The sequence below is a fragment of the Bradyrhizobium sp. LCT2 genome, from assembly GCF_009931255.1.
Taxonomy (GTDB): Bacteria; Pseudomonadota; Alphaproteobacteria; order Rhizobiales; family Xanthobacteraceae; genus Bradyrhizobium; species Bradyrhizobium diazoefficiens.
Genome location: NZ_CP034432.1, coordinates 5,387,775 through 5,410,363, shown reverse-complemented (window position 1 = coordinate 5,410,363; position 22,589 = coordinate 5,387,775). Strand labels below are relative to the sequence as shown.

Annotated in this window: 23 protein-coding genes; 11 read left to right on the top strand and 12 right to left on the bottom strand. The window is 64.5% G+C overall.

Features of this window, described 5'->3' with window-relative positions; genetic code table 11:
- Nucleotides 1-25: 25 nt before the first annotated feature.
- Nucleotides 26-301 (bottom strand): hypothetical protein, encoded by a 276-nt coding sequence (locus EI171_RS26005; protein WP_161535036.1) that lies wholly within the window; start codon nt 299-301, stop codon nt 26-28.
- Nucleotides 302-420: 119 nt separating this feature from the next.
- On the opposite strand from EI171_RS26005, the gene EI171_RS26000 reads away from it, so the two are divergent.
- Together EI171_RS26000 and EI171_RS25995 are read left to right on the top strand one after the other, a co-directional pair.
- The gene (locus EI171_RS26000) at nt 421-1,656 is read left to right on the top strand and encodes an FAD-dependent oxidoreductase (protein WP_161535035.1); all 1,236 of its coding nucleotides are present in this window, start codon (nt 421-423) and stop codon (nt 1,654-1,656) included.
- 179 nt (nt 1,657-1,835) lie between these two features.
- Entirely contained in the window at nt 1,836-2,603 is a 768-nt protein-coding gene (locus tag EI171_RS25995; RefSeq protein ID WP_038967110.1) for an outer membrane protein, read from the top strand.
- A gap of 96 nt (nt 2,604-2,699) precedes the next feature.
- Here EI171_RS25995 and EI171_RS25990 read toward each other — a convergent pair whose 3' ends face one another.
- The 4 genes from EI171_RS25990 to parE form a co-directional block, all read right to left on the bottom strand.
- The gene (locus EI171_RS25990) at nt 2,700-3,470 is read right to left on the bottom strand and encodes an SDR family NAD(P)-dependent oxidoreductase (RefSeq protein ID WP_060911855.1); all 771 of its coding nucleotides are present in this window, start codon (nt 3,468-3,470) and stop codon (nt 2,700-2,702) included.
- Nucleotides 3,471-3,491: 21 nt separating this feature from the next.
- Entirely contained in the window at nt 3,492-3,677 is a 186-nt protein-coding gene (locus EI171_RS25985) for a hypothetical protein (RefSeq protein ID WP_027542625.1), read from the bottom strand.
- A 318-nt stretch (nt 3,678-3,995) separates the two neighbouring features.
- The gene (locus tag EI171_RS25980) at nt 3,996-4,787 is read right to left on the bottom strand and encodes an outer membrane protein (protein WP_028171277.1); all 792 of its coding nucleotides are present in this window, start codon (nt 4,785-4,787) and stop codon (nt 3,996-3,998) included.
- A 415-nt stretch (nt 4,788-5,202) separates the two neighbouring features.
- Nucleotides 5,203-7,248, bottom strand: a complete 2,046-nt coding sequence (parE, locus tag EI171_RS25975) for a DNA topoisomerase IV subunit B (protein ID WP_011087127.1) — start codon at nt 7,246-7,248, stop codon at nt 5,203-5,205.
- A 273-nt stretch (nt 7,249-7,521) separates the two neighbouring features.
- Between parE and EI171_RS25970 the strand changes: the two genes are divergently transcribed.
- The 3 genes from EI171_RS25970 to argC all read left to right on the top strand — a co-directional run bounded on the left by EI171_RS25970 (nt 7,522) and on the right by argC (nt 9,926).
- Nucleotides 7,522-8,052, top strand: a complete 531-nt coding sequence (locus EI171_RS25970) for a DedA family protein (protein ID WP_011087128.1) — start codon at nt 7,522-7,524, stop codon at nt 8,050-8,052.
- Nucleotides 8,053-8,277: 225 nt separating this feature from the next.
- Nucleotides 8,278-8,946, top strand: a complete 669-nt coding sequence (locus EI171_RS25965) for an FMN-binding negative transcriptional regulator (RefSeq protein WP_060911858.1) — start codon at nt 8,278-8,280, stop codon at nt 8,944-8,946.
- Nucleotides 8,943-9,926 carry an N-acetyl-gamma-glutamyl-phosphate reductase gene (gene argC, locus EI171_RS25960; RefSeq protein WP_161535034.1) on the top strand — a complete coding sequence of 328 codons (984 nt, stop codon included), beginning with the start codon at nt 8,943-8,945 and terminating at the stop codon, nt 9,924-9,926. The genes EI171_RS25965 and argC overlap by 4 nt, the downstream gene beginning before the upstream one ends.
- A gap of 157 nt (nt 9,927-10,083) precedes the next feature.
- Here the strand turns inward: argC and EI171_RS25955 are convergent, their stop codons facing one another.
- From EI171_RS25955 to EI171_RS25945, 3 genes are all read right to left on the bottom strand, one after another.
- Complete coding sequence (locus EI171_RS25955; RefSeq protein WP_038967113.1) at nt 10,084-10,428, bottom strand: hypothetical protein; 345 nt, start codon at nt 10,426-10,428, stop codon at nt 10,084-10,086.
- 79 nt (nt 10,429-10,507) lie between these two features.
- Nucleotides 10,508-10,906: an MAPEG family protein gene (locus tag EI171_RS25950; protein WP_011087131.1), complete on the bottom strand. Its 399-nt coding sequence runs from the start codon at nt 10,904-10,906 to the stop codon at nt 10,508-10,510.
- Nucleotides 10,907-10,968: 62 nt separating this feature from the next.
- Complete coding sequence (locus EI171_RS25945; RefSeq protein WP_161535033.1) at nt 10,969-12,777, bottom strand: alpha/beta hydrolase; 1,809 nt, start codon at nt 12,775-12,777, stop codon at nt 10,969-10,971.
- A 254-nt stretch (nt 12,778-13,031) separates the two neighbouring features.
- Here EI171_RS25945 and EI171_RS25940 point away from each other — a divergent pair, with 254 nt between their 5' ends.
- From EI171_RS25940 to EI171_RS25920, 5 genes are all read left to right on the top strand, one after another.
- Complete coding sequence (locus tag EI171_RS25940) at nt 13,032-13,307, top strand: hypothetical protein (RefSeq protein WP_028171283.1); 276 nt, start codon at nt 13,032-13,034, stop codon at nt 13,305-13,307.
- Nucleotides 13,308-13,523: 216 nt separating this feature from the next.
- Nucleotides 13,524-14,744 (top strand): LL-diaminopimelate aminotransferase, encoded by a 1,221-nt coding sequence (locus tag EI171_RS25935; protein WP_028171284.1) that lies wholly within the window; start codon nt 13,524-13,526, stop codon nt 14,742-14,744.
- Nucleotides 14,745-14,773: 29 nt separating this feature from the next.
- On the top strand, nt 14,774-16,090 hold the full coding sequence (locus EI171_RS25930) for a homoserine dehydrogenase (RefSeq protein WP_011087134.1): 1,317 nt from the start codon (nt 14,774-14,776) through the stop codon (nt 16,088-16,090).
- A 160-nt stretch (nt 16,091-16,250) separates the two neighbouring features.
- A complete protein-coding gene (glpX, locus tag EI171_RS25925; protein ID WP_011087135.1) occupies nt 16,251-17,252 on the top strand; it encodes a class II fructose-bisphosphatase in 1,002 nt (333 codons plus the stop codon).
- 145 nt (nt 17,253-17,397) lie between these two features.
- Nucleotides 17,398-18,117 (top strand): haloacid dehalogenase type II, encoded by a 720-nt coding sequence (locus EI171_RS25920; RefSeq protein WP_161535032.1) that lies wholly within the window; start codon nt 17,398-17,400, stop codon nt 18,115-18,117.
- A 31-nt stretch (nt 18,118-18,148) separates the two neighbouring features.
- Here the strand turns inward: EI171_RS25920 and EI171_RS25915 are convergent, their stop codons facing one another.
- The 4 genes from EI171_RS25915 to EI171_RS25900 form a co-directional block, all read right to left on the bottom strand.
- Nucleotides 18,149-18,571, bottom strand: coding sequence for a cupin domain-containing protein (locus tag EI171_RS25915; protein ID WP_161535031.1), 423 nt, complete (start codon nt 18,569-18,571; stop codon nt 18,149-18,151).
- A 49-nt stretch (nt 18,572-18,620) separates the two neighbouring features.
- Nucleotides 18,621-19,364 (bottom strand): SDR family oxidoreductase, encoded by a 744-nt coding sequence (locus tag EI171_RS25910; RefSeq protein ID WP_161535030.1) that lies wholly within the window; start codon nt 19,362-19,364, stop codon nt 18,621-18,623.
- Between the two features lie 265 nt (nt 19,365-19,629).
- Nucleotides 19,630-20,601 carry an MBL fold metallo-hydrolase gene (locus EI171_RS25905; protein ID WP_161535029.1) on the bottom strand — a complete coding sequence of 324 codons (972 nt, stop codon included), beginning with the start codon at nt 20,599-20,601 and terminating at the stop codon, nt 19,630-19,632.
- 410 nt (nt 20,602-21,011) lie between these two features.
- Entirely contained in the window at nt 21,012-21,677 is a 666-nt protein-coding gene (locus EI171_RS25900) for a GntR family transcriptional regulator (protein WP_161535028.1), read from the bottom strand.
- 117 nt (nt 21,678-21,794) lie between these two features.
- On the opposite strand from EI171_RS25900, the gene EI171_RS25895 reads away from it, so the two are divergent.
- Entirely contained in the window at nt 21,795-22,589 is a 795-nt protein-coding gene (locus tag EI171_RS25895; protein ID WP_161535027.1) for an enoyl-CoA hydratase/isomerase family protein, read from the top strand.

The window sequence follows — 22,589 nt, the reverse complement described above, 5'->3', positions numbered from 1 at the left end:
GTCGCGCAGGCGGCGCCCGCCGCCGCTACGCGCGGCGCTTCCTGATGCGGCGCTTGATGGACTCGACGGCTTCGATCAAGGGGGGAGCCAGCGAGAAGAGCGCGCCCATCGCGATCGAAATGATGACGTGGCGAAGCAGGAGCTTCTCCGGTTCCTCGAACGGATAGCCGTTCTGGTCGATGGGCACCGGCGCAAGCGTGCCGGTCTGCCGCTGATGCGACTTCCGCGGCGGGATCATGATCACGACGAAAAGCACGTTGATCAGGATCCAGACGCCGAGCAGTATGAGGATAGTCCGCACCGCAATTTCCTGAAAGAAATCGAAATTCGTTGCAACGCTAACGGGCATTCACAGCTGCGGCAAATTAAACTTGCTTGCTGCACCGCACAGAAAACTTAAGTCGTAAATGAGGGGCGGCCTTGAACCCGAGTTCCTCCGTAAAAGTCCGGTGTTGCGTCGTCGGCGGCGGACCCGCCGGCATGATGCTCGGCTATCTCCTGGGGCGCGCGGGCATCGACGTCGTGGTGCTGGAGAAGCATGCGGATTTCTTTCGCGACTTTCGCGGCGACACCGTGCATCCATCGACGCTCCAGGTGATGGATGAGCTCGGCCTGATCGACGGTTTCCTGAAGCTGCCGCACCAGCGCTTGCAGAAGATGGACGGCCTGTTCGGCGGTACGCCGGTGCGCATCGCCGATCTGAGCCGGCTGAACACGAAGTACCCGTTCATCGCCTTCATGCCGCAATGGGACTTCCTGAACTTCCTGCGCGAGGCCGGCAAGCGCTTCGCCTCGCTCAGGGTGATGATGAACACGGAAGCCGTCGACCTGATCCGCCGCGGTGAGACGTTCGCCGGCGTGCGGGCAAAGACGCCGGAGGGACCGATCGACATCGAGGCGGATTTCACCATCGCTTGCGACGGCCGGCATTCGACGGTGCGCGAGCGCGCCGGTCTCGAGGTCGTGGAAATCGGCGCACCGATGGACGTGCTGTGGTTTCGCGCCGGCCGCAAGGCGGACGAGACGGAAAGTGTGTTCGCGCGCGTCGAGCCCGGCAAGATGATGATCACCTTCGACCGCGGCGACTACTGGCAATGCGCCTACGTCATCGCCAAGGGGCAGCACGATGCGGTGAAGGCGAGGGGATTGCAGGCGCTGCTCGACGACGTCGTGCGCATGGCGCCGATCCTCCGAAGCGGCATTGCCGACGTGAAGAGCTTCGACGACATCAAGCTGCTCACCGTCGCGATCAACCGCCTGGCGCGCTGGACGCGGCCGGGCCTGCTTCTCATCGGCGACGCCGCGCATGCGATGTCGCCGGTCGGCGGCGTCGGCGTCAATCTCGCCGTGCAGGATGCGGTGGCGACCGCCAACCTGCTCGCGGACAAGCTTCAGCACGGCTGCCCGTCCGAGGATGAGCTCGACGCCGTGCGCCGCCGGCGCGAGTTCCCGGTGAAGATGACGCAAGCCATGCAGGTGATCGTGCAGAACAACATCATCAGCGGCGCCCTGCAGGGCGGCGACCGGCCGTTGAAGGTGCCGCTGATCGTGCGCCTGATCACCGCGCTGCCATGGCTCCAGGGCATCCCGGCGCGCCTGATCGCGCTCGGCGTGCGGCCCGAGCACGTTCAGTCCAAGGCCGCGCCGGCATCGTAGCGCTGCAATCGGGTAGGGATAATTTCGCGTTAAATCGCGCGTAGCGCGTTGCGGGCGTGCAACAGCGCAGACGGATTCAAGCACCGCAACCTGCCAATCCGGCGTCTTAACTTTGTTGATTCAAATTTGAGTAAGACCTGCGTGTGAGCGTGCGCCCATCAAAGGACACGGGGTGTACCATGCGTAACAAATTGATTGCCGCCTTCGCCTGCACGACCGCGCTGGTTTCGACCGGCGCTGCGTCCGCCGCCGATCTCGGTGCGCGCTACACGAAGGCGCCCGCCTATGTCGAGCCGCTGTTCAACTGGACCGGTTTCTATGTCGGCGGCCACATCGGTGGCGCCTGGACCAACGAGCAGTTCATCAACAACGGCAACAGCGGCGGCTTCGGCGATCTGGTTCCGGGACAGGGCTATCGTCAGCGCAACTCGGGCGTCCTCGGCGGCGCGCAGATCGGCTACAACTGGCAGGCGAACAACTACGTGTTCGGCATGGAAGGCACGATCTCCGGCCTCGATAACAAGGGGTCGTTCCTGAATACTGCGTTCGGTGCCGGTGACGACGTGTTCTCCTGGCGCGCCAATGTGCTTGCGACCGTCGTCGGCCGCGCTGGTTTCGCCGTGCAGAACAACCTGTTCTACATCAAGGGCGGCTATGCGGGCGTGAACAACCGCCTGTCGGTCAGCGATACGGTTGGCCCGGCGACGGGCTCGGGCGGTCAGACCCACTGGGCCAACGGCTGGACCGTCGGCGCCGGCTGGGAATACGGCGTCACCCGCAACTGGATCGTCGGCCTCGAATACAATTACGCGGCCTTCGGCAGCCAGACCTATCAGCTCGGCGGCACCACGACCAACTACACCTTCGACGCCAAGCCGCGCGACCTTCAGTGGGCCGTCGTGCGCGCGAGCTACAAGTTCGACGCGCCGGTCATCGCGCGCTACTGAGCAACCAACGACCAAGCAGCAGAAAAAGACGATCACTGACAAATTCAAAGCCCCGGCATCGCCGGGGCTTCTTTTTGCGTGCAGCGAGCCTGCGCCTCAGGCCATGACCGAGAATCCGCCGTCAACGGGGATCGCGGTACCCGTGACGAAGTTCGAGGCGGGTGAGGCGAGGAACACCGCGATGCCGGCGAAGTCGTCGATCTCGCCCCAGCGCCCCGCAGGCGTGCGCGCCAGCACGCGCTCGTGCAGGCCCGACACCTGCTGCCGCGCGCCGCGGGTGAGGTCGGTGTCGATCCAGCCCGGCAGGATGGCGTTGACCTGGATGTTGTCGGGCGCCCAGGCATTGGCGCAGGCGCGCGTGTACTGCACGATGCCGCCCTTGCTCGCCGCATAGGCCGTCGCAAAGCTGGCGCCGAAGATCGACATCATCGAGCCGATGTTGATCACCTTGCCGTTGCCGGACGCCTTCAGCGCCGGATAGGCCAGCTTCGAGCACACGAAGGCGCTGGTGAGGTTGGTGTCGATCACCTTGTTCCACTCGTCGAGCTCGAGCTCGTGCGGCGGCTTGCGGATGCTCATGCCGGCATTGTTGATGAGGATGTCGATGCGGCCGAACTCCTTGACGACGCGGTCGATCATGGCTGCGACCGCCGCCTGGTCGGTCACGTCGGTGGTGACGGCGATCGCCTTCACGCCGCGCTGTCTGAGATCGGCAACGGCGGTGGCCGACTTGGTTTCGTTGCGCCCGACCACGGCGATATTGGCGCCGGCATCGGCGAGCCCGTGCGCCAGGCCGAGCCCGATGCCGCCATTGCCTCCTGTGACGATCGCGACCTTGCCGCGGAGATCGAACCGGCTGGATGTCATGCTTTCACTTCCTGGTTTCTTCTATTGGTTGCTTTGCCAGATCAGGACCAGCCCGAACCCGGCCATGGCAGCACCATAGCCGGCCCATTGCAGCTGGTTGACCATGAAGCTCGATCGCGGCCAGGGAACGGTGCCCGTGCCCTGTCCGATCCAGAGCAGCCCGACGGCGAGGACAAACAGGCCTGCGATCAGCAGAAATCTGCGCATGCATTCCTCCCCGTTGGTCTGGTTCCGCCGCGGCCTAAGGCATGAACGACTGCCGCGGCCACGAAAACTTGGGCGCACAGTAACCGTAGCTGCGGTTCGGATACAACGGCGGCGCTCGCACAAGCGTCCGGCGTGAGCGGGAGCCACGGCGATGCGCGCTGCTCGGGGTAGGGCGATCACCAATACGGACCGGGCGGAGATCGAAGTCAGCTCGCCTGCGCCTGCAAGTCGCTGAAGGCGGTCGTCGGCCGCGGGCATTCCCGCAACGAAAAAGCCCCGGACGATGCCGGGGCTTTGACGTCTGAACTTGCGTTCGGATCAGTACTTGGCGACGACCGGGCCGCTCCAGTTGAAGCGGTAGACCAGCGACGTGCTGATGGTCTGGACCCACGGCTTGAAGGTGAGGGCGGTGCCGGTCGGACCACCGCCGTTGGCAGCGGTAAAGGTCTGGGGCAGCGTCACGCGATCGTAGAAAGCCGAACGGTATTCGGTCTTCATGAACCAGCCCGGTGCCGAGATGCCGAAAAGGTCGAGATTGTTCTCGACGCCGCCGCCGATGAACCAGCCGTCGCGACGGAACGACTTCGTGGTATCAACCGCAGCGAACGGGGTGAACAGGGACGACTGGGTCGTGCCCGACCACTCCGAACCCGAGTAACCAGCATTCACGTAGGAAAGAACATTCGGAGCGACCAGGTAGCCCAACCGTGCGCCCGCTGCGTAGCTGGTGCGCAGCTTTTCGCGACCTTCGGTTGCGAAATTGGGATCGCTGAGAGAGCCGCGGATGTCGCCGAACTGACCGTCGGCGAAGAGGCCAGCCACCCAGCGTCCGTTGAACTGCCAGTCATAGCCGAGGCCGACGGTTCCGAACCAACCGCTGCCGCCCAGCCGCTGGTCACGCGAGGAGAGAACAGCACCAGGGAAGGTCTGGACACTGCTGTCGGCATTCCACAGACCGCCGCCGGCACCGCCGAAGATGTAGAAGCCGGTCCAGCTGGCAACCGGGGCCGGGGCCGGGGCCTTAACGTAGGGACGCGCACCGAGGTCGGCCGCCGAGGCCGATCCCGTCATCGCCGCCACGGCGGTCAAAGCGAGCAAAAACTTCTTCATGTTGAAATCCCCAACCTTTGGTCTGTGTGGCAGACGCGAGCGCACTGAAGTCCGAGTCATCTGATGCCCGGACTATAGCCGCTTCCTGCCGAAAAGCTGTTGCTGCGCGGACACAATCGCCTGAAAAGCCTCCGTAGTTGTACGACAGACACACCTTGGCCGACAAAGCGATAAAGGCAAAATTCCCTTTGAATTACAATGCTCTAGGAAGGCGTCGCTCGGATGTCCAGCGACGCTTCCCTTGGCGAATTCGAGGTTGTCCGAGAGGAAGGCAACGTGTGCTTCGGTCCTGGTACCCGCGAGTCGCCCGCCCGAATCGGCCGAGGCGTCGCTGGAAAGGGCCTGTGCCTGACGAAAAAGCCCCGGCGATGCCGGGGCCTTTGTCGGACGCGCGATACGACGTCGGTGCGCGGATTCAGACGTCGAGCAGGTCTTCGTTCGCGAATTCGGCCTTGTCCGAGATGAAGGCAAATCGCGCCTCGGCCTTGGTGCCCATCAGACGCTCGACCGAATCCGCGGTCGTGTCGCGGTCGTCGGCCAGCAGGACCACCTTCAGCATGGTCCGCTTGGCCGGATCCATGGTGGTCTCCTTGAGCTGCGCCGGCATCATTTCGCCAAGGCCTTTGAAGCGGTTCACCTCGACCTTGGCGTTGGCGTTGAACTCGCTCTTGATCAGCGCCTCCTTGTGCGCGTCATCGCGGGCGTAGACCGACTTCGAGCCGTGGGTGAGCTTGTAGAGCGGCGGCACCGCGAGGAAGAGGTGGCCCTCGTCGATCAGCCGCGGCATCTGCCGGTAGAAGAAGGTGATCAGCAGCGAGGCGATATGGGCGCCGTCGACGTCGGCGTCGGTCATGATGATGATACGCTGATAGCGCAGATCCTCTTCGCGATATTGCGCGAGCGTGCCGCAGCCGATCGCCTGCACGAGGTCGGAAAGCTGGGCGTTCGCCGTCAGCTTGTCCTTGCCGGCAGAAGCGACGTTGAGGATCTTGCCGCGCAGCGGCAGCACGGCCTGGGTCTTGCGGTCGCGTGCCTGCTTGGCGCTGCCGCCGGCCGAGTCGCCCTCGACGATGAACAGCTCGGAGCCTTCGGTGCCGGCGTCGCTGCAGTCGGCGAGCTTGCCGGGCAGGCGCAGCTTCTTGCCCGCGGTTTTCCGCGCGGTCTCTTTCTCCTGGCGGCGGCGCAGGCGCTCCTCGGCGCGGTCGATCACGAAGTCGAGCAGCTTGTTGGCCTGGTTCGGATTGCCCGACAGCCAATGGTCGAACGGATCCTTCATTGCCTGCTCGACGATGCGTTGCGCTTCGGCGGTAGCGAGCCGATCCTTGGTCTGGCCCTGGAATTCAGGCTCGCGCACGAACACCGAGAGCATCACCGCCGCACCCACCATCACGTCTTCCGACGTGATGGACGAGGCGCGCTTGCCCTGGCCGACGCGCTCGGCGTGATCCTTCAGGCCGCGCAGCAGCGCGCTCCGCAGGCCGGATTCATGCGTGCCGCCATCGGGCGTCGGCACCGTGTTGGTGTAGGACGAGAGGAAGCCGTCGGCATCCGCGGTCCAGGCGACCGCCCATTCGCAGGCGCCATGCGCGCCGTTGCGGCCCGACTTGCCGGAGAAGATGTCGGGATGCACCAGCGTGTCGGCGTGGATCGCGGCGGCGAGATAATCCTTCAGGCCGCCGGGGAAGTGGAAAGTCGCTTCCGCCGGCACGTCGTCGATGCCCTTGAGCAGTTCGGGCGCGCAGTTCCAGCGGATCTCGACGCCGCCGAACAGATAGGCCTTTGAACGCGTCATCTTGAACAGGCGCTGCGGCTTGAACGCGGCCTTGGCGCCGAAGATGTCGGTATCGGGCTTGAAGCGCACGCGCGTGCCGCGGCGGTTGTTGATCTTGCCGAGATCCTCGAGCTTGCCCTTGGGGTGCCCGCGCTCGAACGTCATGCGGTAGAGTTTCTGGCTGCGCGCGACCTCGACCTCGAGAAGGGAGGAGAGGGCGTTCACGACGGAGATGCCGACGCCGTGCAGGCCGCCCGAGGTCTCGTAGACCTTGCTGTCGAACTTGCCGCCCGAATGCAGTGTGCACATGATGACTTCGAGCGCCGACTTCTTCGGAAACTTCGGATGCGGATCGATCGGGATGCCGCGGCCGTTGTCGGTGACGGTGAGAAAGCCGTCCGCGCTGAGCTCGACGCCGATGAAGGTCGCGTGCCCGGCGAGCGCCTCGTCCATCGAGTTGTCGATGACTTCGGCGAACAGGTGATGCAGCGCCTTCTCGTCGGTTCCGCCGATATACATGCCGGGTCGGCGCCGCACCGGTTCCAGGCCTTCGAGCACCTCGATGTCGGCCGCGGTGTAGTCGGCTTCCGCGCCGCCCGCGCGTGGCGACGCCTTGGCGGCGGCGCGGGGCTTCGGCTCGTTGCCGCCGAAAAAGTCGTCTTTTGCTTTTGGTTTCAACTGCTTGGACATGAATTTTGATGTGTTTTGAGGGCCGCGCGGGCGGCGAATCGGTTCGGGCGACTATGACACGGCTGGCCTGGAAAGGTCACCGCAGGGCCGGCGGGGGCTGGGGTTGGGAGCTAATCCCGGCGATTTTACGCCGCGGGCCGCTCCGTTCCCGGCAATTTGACGGTGAGGTCGACGCTCAGCCGGGTTTTGTGACTTGATGTCACACAAGTCCCTGGCTTACCAGTCTTTTTCACTGAGCAGGACCTTGAGACGGGGCGGGAAGGCTATTCTGGCATGGAGCAGTTTGCGCACGCACTGGCCGACTTCGTGCGTGCTCACGAGGCTTGGGCGGCTCCGATCGTGTTCCTGCTGGCGTTCGGGGAGTCGCTCGCCTTCATCTCGCTGCTCATTCCGGCCTGGGGCGCACTGGTGGCGATCGGCGCGCTGATCGGGGTCAGCGGCATCAGCTTCTATCCGGTGTGGATTGCCGGCGGCCTCGGCGCGGCGCTCGGCGACTGGGTCTCCTACTGGTTCGGCTATCGCTACAAGGAGCATGTCGCGCAGATGTGGCCGCTCTCGCGCTATCCGGAACTTCTGCCCAGGGGTGAGGCCTTCGTGCGGAGCTGGGGCGTGCCCAGCATCTTCATCGGCCGGTTCTTCGGCCCCTTGCGCGCGTCCGTGCCGCTTGCTGCCGGCATTTTCGAGATGCCCTATTGGAGCTTCCAGGCCGCCAATTTCGTCTCGGCGCTGGTCTGGTCGGCGGCGCTGCTGCTGTTCGGCGACGTGATCGCGAAGATCATGGAATGGATCTGGCGCGTGATCTGACGCCTGAACCTTGACGGGAACCGGATCTGGCCCTATAGCCCCGCGCCATGATCAACGCCGCGACCATCCTGTTCGCCCGTCGCCGCCGCCGCTCTTTAGCGGTTTGGGCGGTCGATCGCGTTTGAGATCATCGTCTTTGCCGCTGGACCCGATCCGCGGCATTCTTTCTCCTGTCAGCGCGATCTGATCCGGCGGCCCCCCAAGGAGGCCCAGCAGGAGACCACGATGTACACCCCACCTTTTTTCAAGCAGGACCGCGCCGCGAGCCTGAAATTCGCTGAGGAGCGCGGCTTCGGCACGATGTGCGCCTTCGACGGCCACAAGCCGGTCGCCTCGCCGCTGCCGTTCTACCTGACCTATGCCGCCGACGGCACGCCGCAGGCCGCCTTTCATGTCGCCCGTCACAATCCGCTGCTAAAGCTTGCGGACGGCGCGACCTCCTGGCTGCTCGTGGTCAACGGCCCCGATGCCTATGTATCGCCGGACTGGTACGTCTCGCCGGACCAGGTGCCGACATGGCTCTACCAGTCGGTGCATCTGACCGGGTCGGTGCGGCTGCTGTCGGATGACGAGCTGTCGGTGCAGATCGATACGCTCAGCGACAAGTTCGAGAGCTGGCTCTTGCCGAAGAAGCCGTGGACGTCGGGCAAGATGACGGCGGGCCGGCTCGAGGCAATGAAGAAGGGGATCGTGGGCCTGGTCATGACGGTTGAAGAGGTCGAAGGCAGCTTCAAGCTCAACCAGCACAAATCGGACGCCGACTATACGGCGATCGCCAACGCGCTCGGTGCGCAACCCGCCGCCGACGCGAGGGAGATCGCGCAACTGATGCAGGACGTGAGGCCGGAAGCCTTCGCGGCCGAAACCAACAAGCTCGAAAGGAGCGTGCCATGAGCCTTACTGATACCAAACAGGCCCCGAAGGCGGGCGCTGCGACCAAGCCCGCCACCGTCTTCGTCGACGGCGGCTCCGGCACCACCGGGCTCGGCATCAACGAGCGGCTGAAGCTCCAGAGCGACGTCGCGGTGAAGACGATCGCCGACGACAAGCGCAAGGATCCCGCGGTGAAGAAGGCGCTGATGGAGGAGGTCGATCTCGTCATCCTCTGCCTGCCCGACGAGGCCGCCAAGGAGACGGTTGCGCTCATCGACAGCATGGGGCCGTCGGGCCCGAAGGTGCTGGACGCCTCGACCGCCTACCGGGTTGCGCCCGACTGGGCCTACGGCTTTCCGGAACTGACGCCGGATCAGCCCGCCAAGATCAAGGCCGCGAAGAAGGTCTCCAATCCCGGCTGCTATCCGACCGGCGCGATCGCGCTCTTGCGGCCGATCGTCGATGCCGGGCTGTTGCCATCAGACTATCCCGTCACGGTGAACGCGGTGAGCGGCTATTCCGGCGGCGGCAAGTCGATGATCGCGAGCTTCGAAGACGGCAGCGCGCCGTCCTTCGAGCTCTACGGCCTCGGCTTCGAGCACAAGCATCTGCCGGAGATGCAGCTCTATTCGAACCTGACGCGGCGGCCGATCTTCATTCCCTCGGTCGGCAACTACCGGCAGGGCATGCTGGTCTCGGTGCCGCTCCAGCTCGACACGCTGCCGGGCAAGCCCAGCGGTGCCGATCTCCAGGCCGCGCTGGCGAAACGCTACGCCGGCTCGAAATACGTCTCGGTGATGCCGCTCCAGAACGAGGCGAGCAAGGGCGGCCGGCTCGAGCCGGAGGCGCTGAACGAGACCAACATGCTCGAGCTCTACGTCTTCGGCAGCGACAAATATCACCAGGCCGTGCTGGTCGCCCGGCTCGACAATCTCGGCAAGGGTGCCTCGGGCGCGGCCGTGCAGAACATGCGGCTGATGCTGGGGCTGCCGGAAGAGTAGGGGCAAGGCTCTCTCTCCACCGTCGCCGCGAGCGAAGCGAAGCAATCCAGAATCTTTCCGCGGCGACAGTCTGGATTGCTTCGCGCCTCGCCATGACGCCGGGAATGCTCGGCAGCAAGATACGCGGCTGCCGGGGCTCTTCGTGCCGCGCCAAAACTCAGCGCAAAATCACGTCCGCCGGAAACGGCCGAACGGGACGGCCCGCACAGACATTGTCACGCGCCACCACCGCGTCGTGGTGAGACTTTTCGATTTCACCGAGCGAGCGGCTGGAGATGTCGCACGCCTCCTGATGGTCTTGCGCGTAGGCGTGCAGGGAACTCCAGGCGAGCGATGCGCGGATGTAAGCGTTACAGCGGTCCGGCATCAATCCACGGTTCATCGGCTTGGTGGCTTCGATGGCTTCGCTGCGCAGGCGCATCAGTTCGGAGCATTGCGCTTGCACCTCGCCGCCAAATCCGGCGAGCGCGATCATCGCGATGGCTGAAAGAAGGGTCCGCATCCGGAATCCTCGCTTCGGTTGCCTCAGCCCGCGTGACAATATCGCAGATCGCAGGGGCCTGCGCCTGCTTTTCGGATGCTCAAAGCACCTTGAAGATCGCCAGCGCCAGCACGGCCTGCGCGAGGAAGCCGACGGTGAAGGCCAGGGTGCGGAACACCGGGATTCCCATCGCGTAGACGATCAGATGTGCGACGCGCGACCAGAAATAGACCGCGCAAGCGAGAACGGTCCATTTCGACGAATAGTCGATCGCGTTCAGGATCAGCACCAGCGGTGCGAAGATCACGAGATTTTCCACGGCGTTGTCATGCGCGAACATGAGTCGCGTCGCCCAGGGCGATTGCGGCTTGTCGCTGCGGGAGGGGTTTGCCATGGCGCCCGACAGCCCGCGAACCTGGCAGCGGTCGAGGATGTAGGGGACCCACAGGATGCCAGTGAAAATCACCGTCAGTGTCAGCCAGAACAATTCACGCGTCATAACCCGGTCCCCTCATTCATCACTGTGCTGAAGGCGAGCTTATACAAGCGCAGGAGATTCCGCTATGCGCGAACCCTGACATAGCTGCCGGGTGCATCCTCGATTGGGGGGAGCGCCTCGCTGCCGACTGCGCGCGCCGGGACCTCCTCGGGGTCGAGCTCGCCGAGCCATTGCCGCCAGTCCGGCCACCACGAGCCCTTGTGCTCGACCGCGCCCTTCATCCACTCGGCGACGTTGACGTCCTTGATGGTGTCGTTGGTCCAGTACTGGTACTTGTTCGAGGCGGGCGGGTTGACGACGCCGGCGATGTGGCCCGAGCCGGACAGCACATATTTCACCGGGCCGCCGAAGAATTGCGAGCCGTACAGCACCGACTCGGCCGGCGCGATGTGGTCCTCGCGGGTGGCGAGGTTGTAGACGGGCACCTTGACCTTGGAGAGATCGAGCAGCGTGTTGTCGAGCACCATCGTGCCCGTTGACAGCCGGTTCTCCAGATAGCAATTGCGCAGGTAGTAGGAATGGTTCGACGCGGTCATGCGCGTCGCATCCGAATTCCAGTGCAACAGGTCGAACGCGCTCGGCTGCTGGCCCTTCAGGTAATTGCTGACGACATAGGACCAGATCAAATCGTTGGAGCGCAGCATGTTGAAGGCCATCGCCATCTTCGAGCCTTCGAGCACGCCGGCGGTCTTCATGTCGTGCTCGAGCGATGCGATCTGCTCCTCGTCGACGAACACGAGGAGATCGCCGGCATGGGTGAAGTCCACCTGTGCCGCGAAGAACGTCGCCGAGCTCACGCGCTGGCGGCGTTTCTCGGCGAGCCAGGCCAGAGTGGTCGCGAGCATCGTGCCGCCGACGCAATAGCCGGCGGTGTGCACCTTCATCTCGCCGGTGACCTTCTCGATCACGTCCATCGCGGTGAGTGGGCCTTCCTTCATGTAGTCTTCCCAGCTCTTGTTGCCGAGCCGCTTGTCGGGATTGACCCATGAGATCACGAACACGGTGATGCCCTGGTCGACGCACCACTTGATGTAGGATTTCTCCGGCTTGAGATCGAGAATGTAGAACTTGTTGATCCAGGGCGGCACGATCAGGAGCGGGGTGCGCAGCACGTTCTCCGTGGTCGGAGAATACTGGATGAGCTGCATCATCTCGTTCTGGTAGATCACCTTGCCCGGCGTCGTCGCCATGTTGACGCCGACGACGAGATTGTCCGGGTTGGACTGGCGGATCTTCAGCATGCCCTTGCCGGCCGCGATGTCCTCGGCCAGCATCTTCAGGCCGCGCGCCAGATTCTCGCCGCTGCTCGCCACCGTCTCGCGCAGCACTTCCGGATTGGTCAGCACGAAGTTCGAGGGCGACAGCGCGTTGGTGACCTGCTGGACGTAGAACTCGGCCTTGCGGCGGGTCTGCGGGTCGAGCCCCTCGGCGTCACGCACCAGGTCCTGCGCCCATTTGGTCGTGAGCAGATAGAGCTGCATCACGAAATCGAAGAACTGGTTCGACTTCCATTCCGGATCGGCGAAACGCTTGTCGCGCGGCGAGGGCGCAATCGCGGGCGGGGCGTCCTGGCCGGCCATGCGGCGCGCCGCCGCGCCCCAGAGGTCGAGATAGTCCTTGGCGAGCTTGGTCTGGAGATCGGACGAGCGCGAGGTGTCCGACAGCCAGTATTCGGCGACCGATGTGAAGGCCTTGATGACTTCGGCAAGCTCGGCCGGCGGACGGTCCTGCACCTCGCCGCTCTCGCGCGGCTTGAGGAAGGCGGCCAGCGCCTTGCCGCCGCTCTCCATCGCCCGCGCGACATTCATCGCGAAGGCTTCCGCATCGAACTTCGTCTCGGGTTTGGGCGTGTCGGTCGTGGCCATACTCATGAGCAGAACAGTAACGATTCATTCCGTATTCGTCACCGCGAAGCTCGCATGTTTGACGTTAAACACTCTCGAAGATGTGTTGCACTGCGACAAATTTTCTTGGTTCCGTCACAATCGAGCCGCACCGCTCGGTTTGGTAGTGCCGGGGTGTTTTCTCGCTCGGACCATTTGGGCAGCAATGGTTTGAGCTTGGGCGTGGTCTTGGGTAAGGTTGCCCGGGGCCGTGCTTTGGGACGAGTAGGGGATTTTCCCAAGTGTTGGCGTTGAGGGACCTGCAAAAGTCGCTGCTGATCTGCGGCGCGCTGCTGAGCGTGGCGTTCGCGCTGGGCGGCTGCTCGAGTCAGCTCGCGGATATGACGCCTGCGGATGCGCAGGCGCATTCCAGGGAGCCCGGCACCTATTTGCCGGTGCATGATCTGCCGCCGGAGCGCGATCAGGCGGTCATCCCGCCGGACCAGCGCGCCAAGATCGAGGCCGAGCTTGCCGCCGCGCGCGACCGCCAGGCGGTCGCCGCCAAGGATGCCAAATGAGGCGGTGCAAGGTAATCGCTGGCGCGACCGCCTTGGCGTGCTAAAAAGACCTCAGTTCAGCCGAGAGTCAGGGCGAACGACTTCAGCCCCCGTCGTCGGAAGTTGCTCTAAACGTTTGATTTTGAGCAATTTTTGCGAAGGGGGCGAGCGCGTCTCCGAACGGCCGTTCTAGCCTGTCGATTCTGTCCTGACCGGGTGCCCGGAGCCCAGAGAGCCATGGAAGAGTTTTACCGCATCCGCCGCCTTCCGCCTTACGTGTTCGAGCAGGTCAACCGGGCCAAGGCGGCCGCGCGGAACGCCGGCGCCGACATCATCGACCTCGGCATGGGCAATCCGGACCTGCCGGCTCCGCCGCACGTGCTGGAGAAGCTCAAGGAGACGCTCGGCAAGCCGCGCACCGACCGCTACTCGGCCTCCCGAGGCATCCCCGGCCTGCGCCGGGCCCAGGCCGGCTACTATGCCCGCCGCTTCGGCGTGAAGCTCAATCCCGACACCCAGGTGGTGGCGACGCTGGGCTCGAAGGAGGGCTTCGCCAACGTGGCGCAGGCGATCACCGCGCCGGGCGACGTCATCCTGTGCCCCAACCCGAGCTACCCGATTCACGCCTTCGGCTTCCTGATGGCGGGCGGCGTGATCCGCTCGGTACCCTCCGAGCCGACGCCGCAGTTCTTCGAGGCGGTGGAACGGGCGATCGTGCATTCGATCCCCAAGCCCCTGGCGCTCGTCGTCTGCTATCCCTCGAACCCGACCGCCTATGTCGCAAGCCTCGACTTCTACAAGGACCTTGTGGCCTTCGCGAAGAAGCACGAGATCCTGATCCTGTCCGATCTCGCCTATGCCGAGGTCTATTTCGACGAGAACAACCCGCCGCCCTCGGTGCTCCAGGTGCCGGGCGCGATGGACGTCACCGTCGAGTTCACCTCGATGTCGAAGACCTATTCGATGGCCGGCTGGCGCATGGGCTTTGCGGTCGGCAATGAGCGCGTGATCGCGGCGCTTGCCCGCGTCAAATCCTATCTCGATTACGGCGCCTTCACGCCGGTACAGGTCGCCGCGACCGCGGCGCTGAACGGCCCCGACGATTGCATCAAGGAGATGCGCGACACCTACCGCAAGCGCCGCGATGCGCTGGTGGAGTCGTTCGGCCGCGCCGGCTGGGAGATTCCGCCGCCGGAGGCCTCGATGTTCGCCTGGGTGCCGCTGCCGGAAGCGTTCCGCAGCGTCGGCAGCATGCAGTTCGCGACCCTGATGGTGGAGAAATCCGGCGTCGCGGTGTCGCCCGGCGTCGGCTTCGGCGAGCATGGTGAAGGATATGTCCGCATCGCCATGGTGGAAAACGAGCAACGGATCAGGCAAGCCGCGCGCGGCGTGCGCCGCTTCCTTGAAAGCGGCATCGAAACGTTGCACAACGTCGTTCCGCTCGCCAATCGGCGCTAATTCTCTTCGACAGGTTTTCGATAAGCATCATGGTCGCACCCCTGAAAGTGGGCATAGCGGGGCTCGGCACCGTGGGTGCCGAAGTTGTCCGTTTGATTGAAACGCAGGGACGCGTGCTCGCGGGCCGCAGCGGCCGCGGCATCCGCGTCGTCGCCGTCACCGCGCGCTCGAAGGCCAAGAAGCGCGCTGTCGACCTGCGCGGCGTCGAATGGGTGAAGGATCCGATGGCGCTCGCCACCCATCCGGAGGTCGATTGCTTCGTCGAGCTGATGGGCGGCGCCGGCGATCCCGCGCTCTCCGCGGTCGAGGCTGCGCTCAATGCCGGCAAGTCCGTCGTCACCGCCAACAAGGCGCTGCTGGCCAAGCACGGCCTCAAGCTCGCCAAGGCCGCCGAAAAGCACGGCGGCGCGCTGAATTTCGAGGCAGCCGTCGGCGCGGCGATTCCCGTCATCAAGACGCTGCGCGAGGGCTTGGCGGGAACCGGCATCAACCGCGTCTACGGCATCCTCAACGGCACCTGCAATTACATCCTGACGCGGATGGAGCAGGAGGGCCTGTCGTTTGCCGAATGCCTCAAGGACGCGCAGCGGCTGGGCTATGCCGAGGCCAATCCGTCCTTCGACGTTGACGGCCACGACACCGCGCAAAAACTCGCCATTCTCGCCAGCCTCGCTTTCGGCACGAAAGTTGCTCAAAGCGCGGTGTATGTCGAAGGTATCTCCTCCATCGCGCCGGAAGATCTTCGCGCGGCCGCCGATCTCGGCTACCGCGTCAAGCTGCTCGGCGTTGCCGTTCGCACCGCCAAGGGCATCGAGCAGCGCGTGCACCCGACCATGGTTCCAAAATCCTCCTCGATCGCGCAGGTGATGGGTGTCACCAATGCGGTCACGATCGATGGCGAGGGCATTCCGCCGATCACGCTGGTCGGCCCCGGTGCAGGCGGTGCCGCGACCGCATCGGCCGTTGTCGCCGACATCGCCGACGTCGCGCGCGGCATCCGCGCCAATCCGTTCGGCCGGCCGATCTCGCATTTGCGCGACACCAAAAAGGCGCCGATGGAGCGCCACGAGGGCGGCTACTACATCCGCCTTTTGGCGCGCGATTTCCCGGGCACTGCGGCGGCAATCGCGACCCGGCTGGCAGAACAGAAGATTTCGATCGAGTCGATCGTGCAGCGTCATCCGAATGGCGGCACTGCGTCGGCGAACGGCAAGGCGGTCCCCGTGCCCGTCATCCTGATCACCTATGCGACGCACGAGGACGCGGTGCGCCGCGCGCTCGCCGCCGTGCAGCGCGACAAGGTGATCAGCGGCCGGCCGCAGGTGATCCGGATCGAGAAGAACTAGAGCATGCTCCAGACCCGGTGAGCCGCGCCCGCGCAAAAGTGTGAAGCGGTTTTCCGGAAAGAGCAGGCTCAAGCAATGACACGGTTCGAACGAACTGTGGGTGTTACGAGTTGATGCGGGCGGAGATTTCCGTCCAGAAACGTTTCGAAGGAGTTAGCCGATGTCGACCCATATTTCAGTCCCGCCGCACGCGTTGCTCGAGCGCATCCTCACGCTGGAGATCGTGCGGGTGACCGAGCGGGCGGCGGTGTCTTCGGCGCGGCTGCGCGGCCACGGCAACGAGAAGGCGGCCGACCAGGCCGCCGTGGACGCGATGCGGCGCGAGCTCAACAAGCTGCCGATCGAGGGCACCATCGTGATCGGCGAGGGCGAGCGCGACGAGGCGCCGATGCTATTCATCGGCGAGAAGGTTGGCATGAATGCCGGTCCGCAGGTCGACATCGCGGTCGACCCGCTCGAGGGCACCACGCTGTGCGCCAAGAACATGCCGGGCTCGATCGCCACCATGGCGATGGCCGACGGCGGCACGCTGCTGCACGCTCCTGACGTCTACATGCAGAAGCTTGCGATCGGACCGGGCTACGACAAGGGTGTCGTCGATCTCGATGCGAGCCCGGCTGACAACGTCCGCCGCCTCGCCAAGGCCAAGGGTGTCCAACCGGACGGCATCACCGTTCTCGTGCTCGACCGCCCGCGCCATGCCAGCATCATCGAGAGCGTGCGCTCGACCGGCGCGGCGGTGCGCCTCATCACCGACGGCGACGTCGCCGGCGTGATCCATTGCGCCGACCCCGACAACACCGGCGTCGACATGTATCTCGGCACCGGCGGTGCGCCGGAAGGCGTGCTCGCGGCCGTGGCGCTACGATGCATCGGCGGCCAGATGCAGTGCCGCCTCATCCTCGATTCCGACGAGAAGCGCGAGCGCGCCGCCAAGATGGGCGTCAACGATCCCAAGATGATCTACGGCATCGAGGACATGGCGCGCGGCGACTGCCTGTTCGCCGCCACCGGCGTCACCACCGGCTCGCTGCTGTCGGGCGTCAAGTTCCGCAAGGACGGCGTGATCGAGACCGAGACGGTGGTGATGCGCTCCGTCACCGGCACCGTGCGCTACATCAAGGCCGAGCACCGCGAGCTGGCGAAGTTCCACCTGGACTGACGTTTGCCGTCATTCCGGGGCGAACGGGACCGCGCGAAGCGCGGCCCGGAGAACCCGGAATCTCGCGCCGACAACCTCTGGATTCCGGGTTCGCGCTCCGCGCGCCCCGGAATGACAAAGACAAAAGCAAAAAGAGGAAGCGCCCATGTCCGATCTCTCCGCCGTCAAAGCCCTGGTCTTCGACGTGTTCGGCACCGTCGTCGACTGGCGCACCAGCCTGATCACCGACTTCATGTGGTGGAGCAGGCAGCGCGGCATCAGCGCCGACTGGACCGCCCTGGTGGACGGCTGGCGCGGCATGTACATGGCCTCGATGGACGACGTGCGCAAACATCCCGAGCGCGGCTATGTCATGCTCGACGATCTACACCGCCGCTCGCTGGAAAAGCTGGTCGCGCAATTCTCGATCAAGGGCCTCACCGAAGCCGATCTCGACTACCTTACCAAGGGCTGGCATCGCCTGCATCCCTGGCCCGACAGCGTCGCCGGCCTGACGCGGCTGAAGTCGAAATTCGTCATCTCGCCGCTGTCGAACGGCAACGTCGCGCTGCTCACCAACATGGCGAAGTTCGCCGGCCTGCCGTGGGACCTCGTCATGTCGGCCGAGCTGTTCGAGCACTACAAGCCCGATCGCGAGACCTATCTCGGCGCCGCGCGCCTGCTCGGCCTCAAGCCGGGCGAGGTGATGATGGTCGCCGCCCACAACGGCGATCTCGCCGCCGCGCAGAACAACGGCCTGAAGACCGCGTTCGTGGCGCGGCCGACGGAGTACGGGCCGTTGCAGAAGGTCGACTTCGAAGCCACCGGCAACTGGGACATCGTCGCCAAGGATTTCGGCGGGATCGCCGACAGGCTCGGCTGCTGACATCTTGCGCCGAAGCGCCTTGGCCCGCGCGCTACTTCGCGATCGGCGTTGTCAACTCGGTATCGGCGGTGTCCACCACGAAGACGGCCAGCAGCTTCGCCGGCTCGGTATCGCTGGCGTTGGTGCTGACGGCATGGCGATCGCCGGGCTTCTCGGAGAAGTTCTCTCCCTTGTGAAAGACCTTGGCGGGCTCGTCATTGACCTGGCTGCGGATCGCTCCCTCGAGCACCGTGGCATAGATGAACGCGGAGCGCGCGTGGGTGTGGGCCGGTGAGGAGCCTCGGGGACCATACTCGACCAGCACGCCCTTCATGCTCTTGCCGGGAGCATTCGGCAGGACCTGGTCAAACACGACAGTCACCTTGGCCGACTTCGCTGCGGGCTGCGTCTCGGCTGCCTGGGCCGCCAGGACGAATGCGGCGTAAGCCGCCGTTGCGATCAGCAATCTGCGCATGGGATTTCCTTCATTGCCGTGGTTGCAGCGACCTTGGGATCGCAGATCCTCAAGCCGTCGCGAGCCATTTTGCGAGCGACGTTTTCCCGAGCCGCGCCTCGCCGAGCGGGACCAGCGAGGTGTCCTCGATGGGGGCACCGTAATATCCTGCCTTGGCGTCTCCCACCACCGGGCGGCTGTCGCCCGATGCTTTCAGGCGGCGCGCGACGAACTCGTTGAAGGGAGCTTTTTCCGGTCCCGCGATATCGATCGTGCCGTTGAGCGGCCGTCCCGTCGCGACCTCCGCGAGGGAAGCAACCACGTCGTCGGATGCGATCGGCTGAAACGACGCCGATGGCACGACGATCTTGCCGTCAATCGCTCCCGCTTCGCCGATGGCCCCGAGGAATTCAAAAAACTGCGTGGCGCGAACGATCGAGTAGGGGACCGGAGATGCCTTGACGATGGTCTCCTGCGCGAGCTTGGCACGAAAATAGGCGATGTCGGGCGAGCGATCGGTTCCCACGATCGACAGCGCGACATGATGCTTGACGGCTGCTGCGGCCTCGGTCGCGGCGAGGTTCTGGCTCGAACGCTGGAAGAATTCCAGCACGGCGGCGGGCTCCCAGGACGGCGCGTTGGCGACGTCGACCACGACATCCGCGCCTGCCAGCGCGGCAGCGAGGCCTTCCCCGGTCACGGCGTTCACGCCTGTTTTTGGAGAGGCCGCTATGACCTCGTGGCCTTGCTGCTTGAGTTTCGACACGAGCTTGGATCCAATCAATCCTCTGCCGCCGATCACGACGATCTTCATGGCATGTCTCCTGAGCATTTTGCGAGCGTGAGCGGCGTCAGGCCAAAGGGGCGTCACGAGCTCTCGTCGACGAAAGTGATGCGAGGGGACTCTTATCCGAGCAGTGAGGCGAGCTCTTGCCTGGAACGGGCCTGCCTTGCCGAAAAATGCTCCAGAAGTGTCGTTGCGACGCGACAGGAACCGGTCAGGGATCATTCCCCTCTGTCGGTCAGATCAAGCGAACGGCCCGGGCCGCACATGCGCGACCCGGGCTTGGTATCACCGGCTACAACGTCATCTGCATCGGTTCGGGATAGTAGTGGAACCCGTCACCCGCCTTGGCGACGTGGCCGTAGCCGGGCCAGGCGAAGTGATAGGACATCACGGGCGTCTTGTTGGCCGCGAGCATGGTGAGCAGTTTGACGCGCGACTCGGCTGCCTGCTTCGGGTCGGTGTCGTAGGAGAATTCCATCCGCGGCCGCTCCAGCAGCAGCACGGAATGGTGCGAGAGGTCGCCGAGGAAGGCGAAGGACTTGCCGGCCGAGCTGACCATGAAGATGGTGTGGCCGACGGTGTGGCCCGGCGCGGAGATGGCCTGCACGCCGGGCAGGAATTCCTGGCCGTCCCTGAAGAACACGATGCGGTCGCGGACCGGCAGCAGGTTCTTGCGGGCGTGCACGACGAAGTCCTTTGCCGGGCTCCCCATCTTGCCTTCATCGGTCCAGAAGTCGAAATCGGTCTGGGAGATGTAGATCTGCGCGTTCGGAAACAGCGGCTTGTTGTTGGCATCCACGATGCCGCCGATGTGATCGATATGCGCGTGCGAGCAGACCACGGCATCGATGTCCTCCGGCTTGATACCGGCCTCCATCATGCTCTTCTGCTGCCGGCCGGTGGTGGGGCCGAACATCTTGGAGCTGCCCATGCCGGTGTCGAACAGGATGAGCTTGTCGCCGGTGTTCACGATCGGCGAGTTCTGCTCGAGCACGACATTGTCCGACGACAGGAAATTGTCGGCGAGCATCTTCTTCACCTCTTCCTTGGAAACGCCGGTGAAGGTGCCGGAGGGATCGCCGAGCGGCAGCGGTCCGTCGGAGACGACGGTCACTTCGGCGTCGCCGAGAATGAAGCGGTGCCAATAGGGAGTCTGGGTGCCGAGCTTGGGAGCGCGTGCCATCGCACTGCTGCCGAGCATTGCGCTGGCGCCAAGGCCGGCGCCGAGTGCGAGCAGGGATCGACGTGAGACATCGAGTGTCATTCGTTTCCTCCATTCTTCTTTTGAGCTGCGCGATTGTCTCGCGCGTTGTGTTCGGCCTGAGGCCAGCGGTGGAATGCTGCGCCGGTTCAGACAAGCTAGCAAGTGGAATTGATTTGCGGGTCAGCGCGGCTTGTCAAAGTGCGCGATGCAATTCCGGCGCGCGACAAAAGACACCGGTTGCCGACGTTGCTTTCGTCAGCACGATCCAGCCACGCGGTGCCGCAATGCAATCAATGATTGTGTCGCGATTGTGTCTCCTGACCGCCCGACGCGGCAGGACTGCAGGAATCTTTTCGCGTCACGACGGCACGCGTCCGCATAGGCCGTGTTCGCCATCGGGCTTCACTCGGCTACTCCCCGGCCTAGCCATGGGCAGCGCCGAAAGCGCAGGGAATAGGCCGGGCGTGATCTCACGCGATCCGCAGCGCGAGGTCGCTTGCTTCCGTTTCGGCAAAGCCGGCCTGCAAGACCTCTTCGCGCTTGTGGCGGAGATGCGCACGCAGGATGTGGGAGAGGCCGGCGCCGTCGCGCCGCTGCAGCGCGTTCAGGATCGCCTCGTGCTCCTTCACGGCGAACGCCCAGCGCTGCGGCGTCATCGGCGTGACGTAGCGCGCGCGGCGGATGCGCGCCGTCACGGAGGCGTAGAGCCCGGTCAGTGCGGGATTTCCGGCTGCGGCGACGATGGCTTCGTGGATGGCGCGGTTGCCGCGGTAGTACTGGATCAGGTCGCCCTCGCGATAATGCCGAACCATGTCCGTGTGCGCAGCGGCGATCTCGTCGATCTCGGCGTCGCTGATCCGCTCGCAGGCGAGCTCGCCGGCGAGGGCCTCGAGGCCCTGGCAGACCTCGAACAGGTCGCGCATGTCCTTGTCGGTCAGCTTCGCCGCGCGCGAGCCGCGATGAGGCAAGAGCTGCACGAGACCTTCGGCGGCGAGCACCTTGAGCGCTTCCCGCAGCGGCGTGCGCGAGATCTGGAGCCGGTCGCACAGCTCGCGCTCGGGAATCCGCGCGCCCGGCGGGATTTCGCCGTCGAGCAGGATGGCGCGGATGCGGCCGACGACCTCCTCATGAAGCATGGACCAGCTCTCCGATTTGAATGCAAAAAGGAAGTTATCGGCTCATATTCGGAAGTTTCATCTTGATAATTGTAAATTTTGCATTCAAAAATGTAAAAAACAAGAGGGTATGAGGAAATGGACCACGCTGCGGAGGCGGACGACCTCGTTTTTGAACGTCAGGACGGCATCGGGCGGATCACCTTCAACCGTCCGCAGGCGCGCAATGCCTTCACCTTCGCCATGTACGAACGGCTTGCGGCGATCTGCGAAGAGGCCGACCGCGATCATTCGCTCAAGGTGCTGGTGCTGCGCGGGGCCGGCGACAAGGCCTTCGCCTCCGGCACCGACATCAACCAGTTCCGCGAGTTCAAGACGCCACAGGACGCGATCGACTACGAGAACCGGATCGACCGCGTGCTCACCACGCTCGAGCAGTGCCGGGTCCCGACCATCGCCGCGATCAACGGGTTCTGCACCGGCGGCGGGGCGGGCATCGCCGCGGCCTGCGACCTGCGCATCGGCACGAACAGCGCCAGAATCGGATTTCCGATCGCCCGGACGCTCGGCAATTGCTTGTCGATGTCCAATGTCAGCCGTCTCACCGCGCTCATCGGCGCCGCGCGCGTCAAGGATATGATCTTCACCGCGCGCCTCATTGACGCCGCTGAAGCCGCCAGCGTCGGGCTGCTCGGCGAGGTCGTCGAGGATCTTGCGGCCCTGGACAGGCGCGCCGACGAGGTCGCCCGGCTATTGGCCAGCCACGCGCCGCTGACGTTGACCGCGACCAAGCAGGCAGTGGCGCGCCTGCAAAGGCGGCTGACCCGGGACGAGGGGGAAGACCTCATCCTGATGTGCTACACGAGCCAGGATTTTCGCGAAGGGCTCGATGCTTTCCTCAACAAGCGCGCGCCGCAATGGCGCGGCCAATAG

What these genes read in the sequence shown, in the direction of transcription:
- EI171_RS25995 (WP_038967110.1), top strand. Translation starts at nt 1,836, where the DNA reads ATGCGTAACAAATTGATTGCCGCCTTCGCCTGCACGACCGCGCTGGTT.
- EI171_RS25990 (WP_060911855.1), bottom strand. Translation starts at nt 3,470, where the DNA reads ATGACATCCAGCCGGTTCGATCTCCGCGGCAAGGTCGCGATCGTCACA.
- EI171_RS25985 (WP_027542625.1), bottom strand. Translation starts at nt 3,677, where the DNA reads ATGCGCAGATTTCTGCTGATCGCAGGCCTGTTTGTCCTCGCCGTCGGG.
- EI171_RS25980 (WP_028171277.1), bottom strand. Translation starts at nt 4,787, where the DNA reads ATGAAGAAGTTTTTGCTCGCTTTGACCGCCGTGGCGGCGATGACGGGA.
- parE (WP_011087127.1), bottom strand. Translation starts at nt 7,248, where the DNA reads ATGTCCAAGCAGTTGAAACCAAAAGCAAAAGACGACTTTTTCGGCGGC.
- EI171_RS25970 (WP_011087128.1), top strand. Translation starts at nt 7,522, where the DNA reads ATGGAGCAGTTTGCGCACGCACTGGCCGACTTCGTGCGTGCTCACGAG.
- EI171_RS25965 (WP_060911858.1), top strand. Translation starts at nt 8,278, where the DNA reads ATGTACACCCCACCTTTTTTCAAGCAGGACCGCGCCGCGAGCCTGAAA.
- argC (WP_161535034.1), top strand. Translation starts at nt 8,943, where the DNA reads ATGAGCCTTACTGATACCAAACAGGCCCCGAAGGCGGGCGCTGCGACC.
- EI171_RS25955 (WP_038967113.1), bottom strand. Translation starts at nt 10,428, where the DNA reads ATGCGGACCCTTCTTTCAGCCATCGCGATGATCGCGCTCGCCGGATTT.
- EI171_RS25950 (WP_011087131.1), bottom strand. Translation starts at nt 10,906, where the DNA reads ATGACGCGTGAATTGTTCTGGCTGACACTGACGGTGATTTTCACTGGC.
- EI171_RS25945 (WP_161535033.1), bottom strand. Translation starts at nt 12,777, where the DNA reads ATGAGTATGGCCACGACCGACACGCCCAAACCCGAGACGAAGTTCGAT.
- EI171_RS25935 (WP_028171284.1), top strand. Translation starts at nt 13,524, where the DNA reads ATGGAAGAGTTTTACCGCATCCGCCGCCTTCCGCCTTACGTGTTCGAG.
- EI171_RS25930 (WP_011087134.1), top strand. Translation starts at nt 14,774, where the DNA reads ATGGTCGCACCCCTGAAAGTGGGCATAGCGGGGCTCGGCACCGTGGGT.
- glpX (WP_011087135.1), top strand. Translation starts at nt 16,251, where the DNA reads ATGTCGACCCATATTTCAGTCCCGCCGCACGCGTTGCTCGAGCGCATC.
- EI171_RS25920 (WP_161535032.1), top strand. Translation starts at nt 17,398, where the DNA reads ATGTCCGATCTCTCCGCCGTCAAAGCCCTGGTCTTCGACGTGTTCGGC.
- EI171_RS25915 (WP_161535031.1), bottom strand. Translation starts at nt 18,571, where the DNA reads ATGCGCAGATTGCTGATCGCAACGGCGGCTTACGCCGCATTCGTCCTG.
- EI171_RS25910 (WP_161535030.1), bottom strand. Translation starts at nt 19,364, where the DNA reads ATGAAGATCGTCGTGATCGGCGGCAGAGGATTGATTGGATCCAAGCTC.
- EI171_RS25905 (WP_161535029.1), bottom strand. Translation starts at nt 20,601, where the DNA reads ATGACACTCGATGTCTCACGTCGATCCCTGCTCGCACTCGGCGCCGGC.
- EI171_RS25900 (WP_161535028.1), bottom strand. Translation starts at nt 21,677, where the DNA reads ATGCTTCATGAGGAGGTCGTCGGCCGCATCCGCGCCATCCTGCTCGAC.
- EI171_RS25895 (WP_161535027.1), top strand. Translation starts at nt 21,795, where the DNA reads ATGGACCACGCTGCGGAGGCGGACGACCTCGTTTTTGAACGTCAGGAC.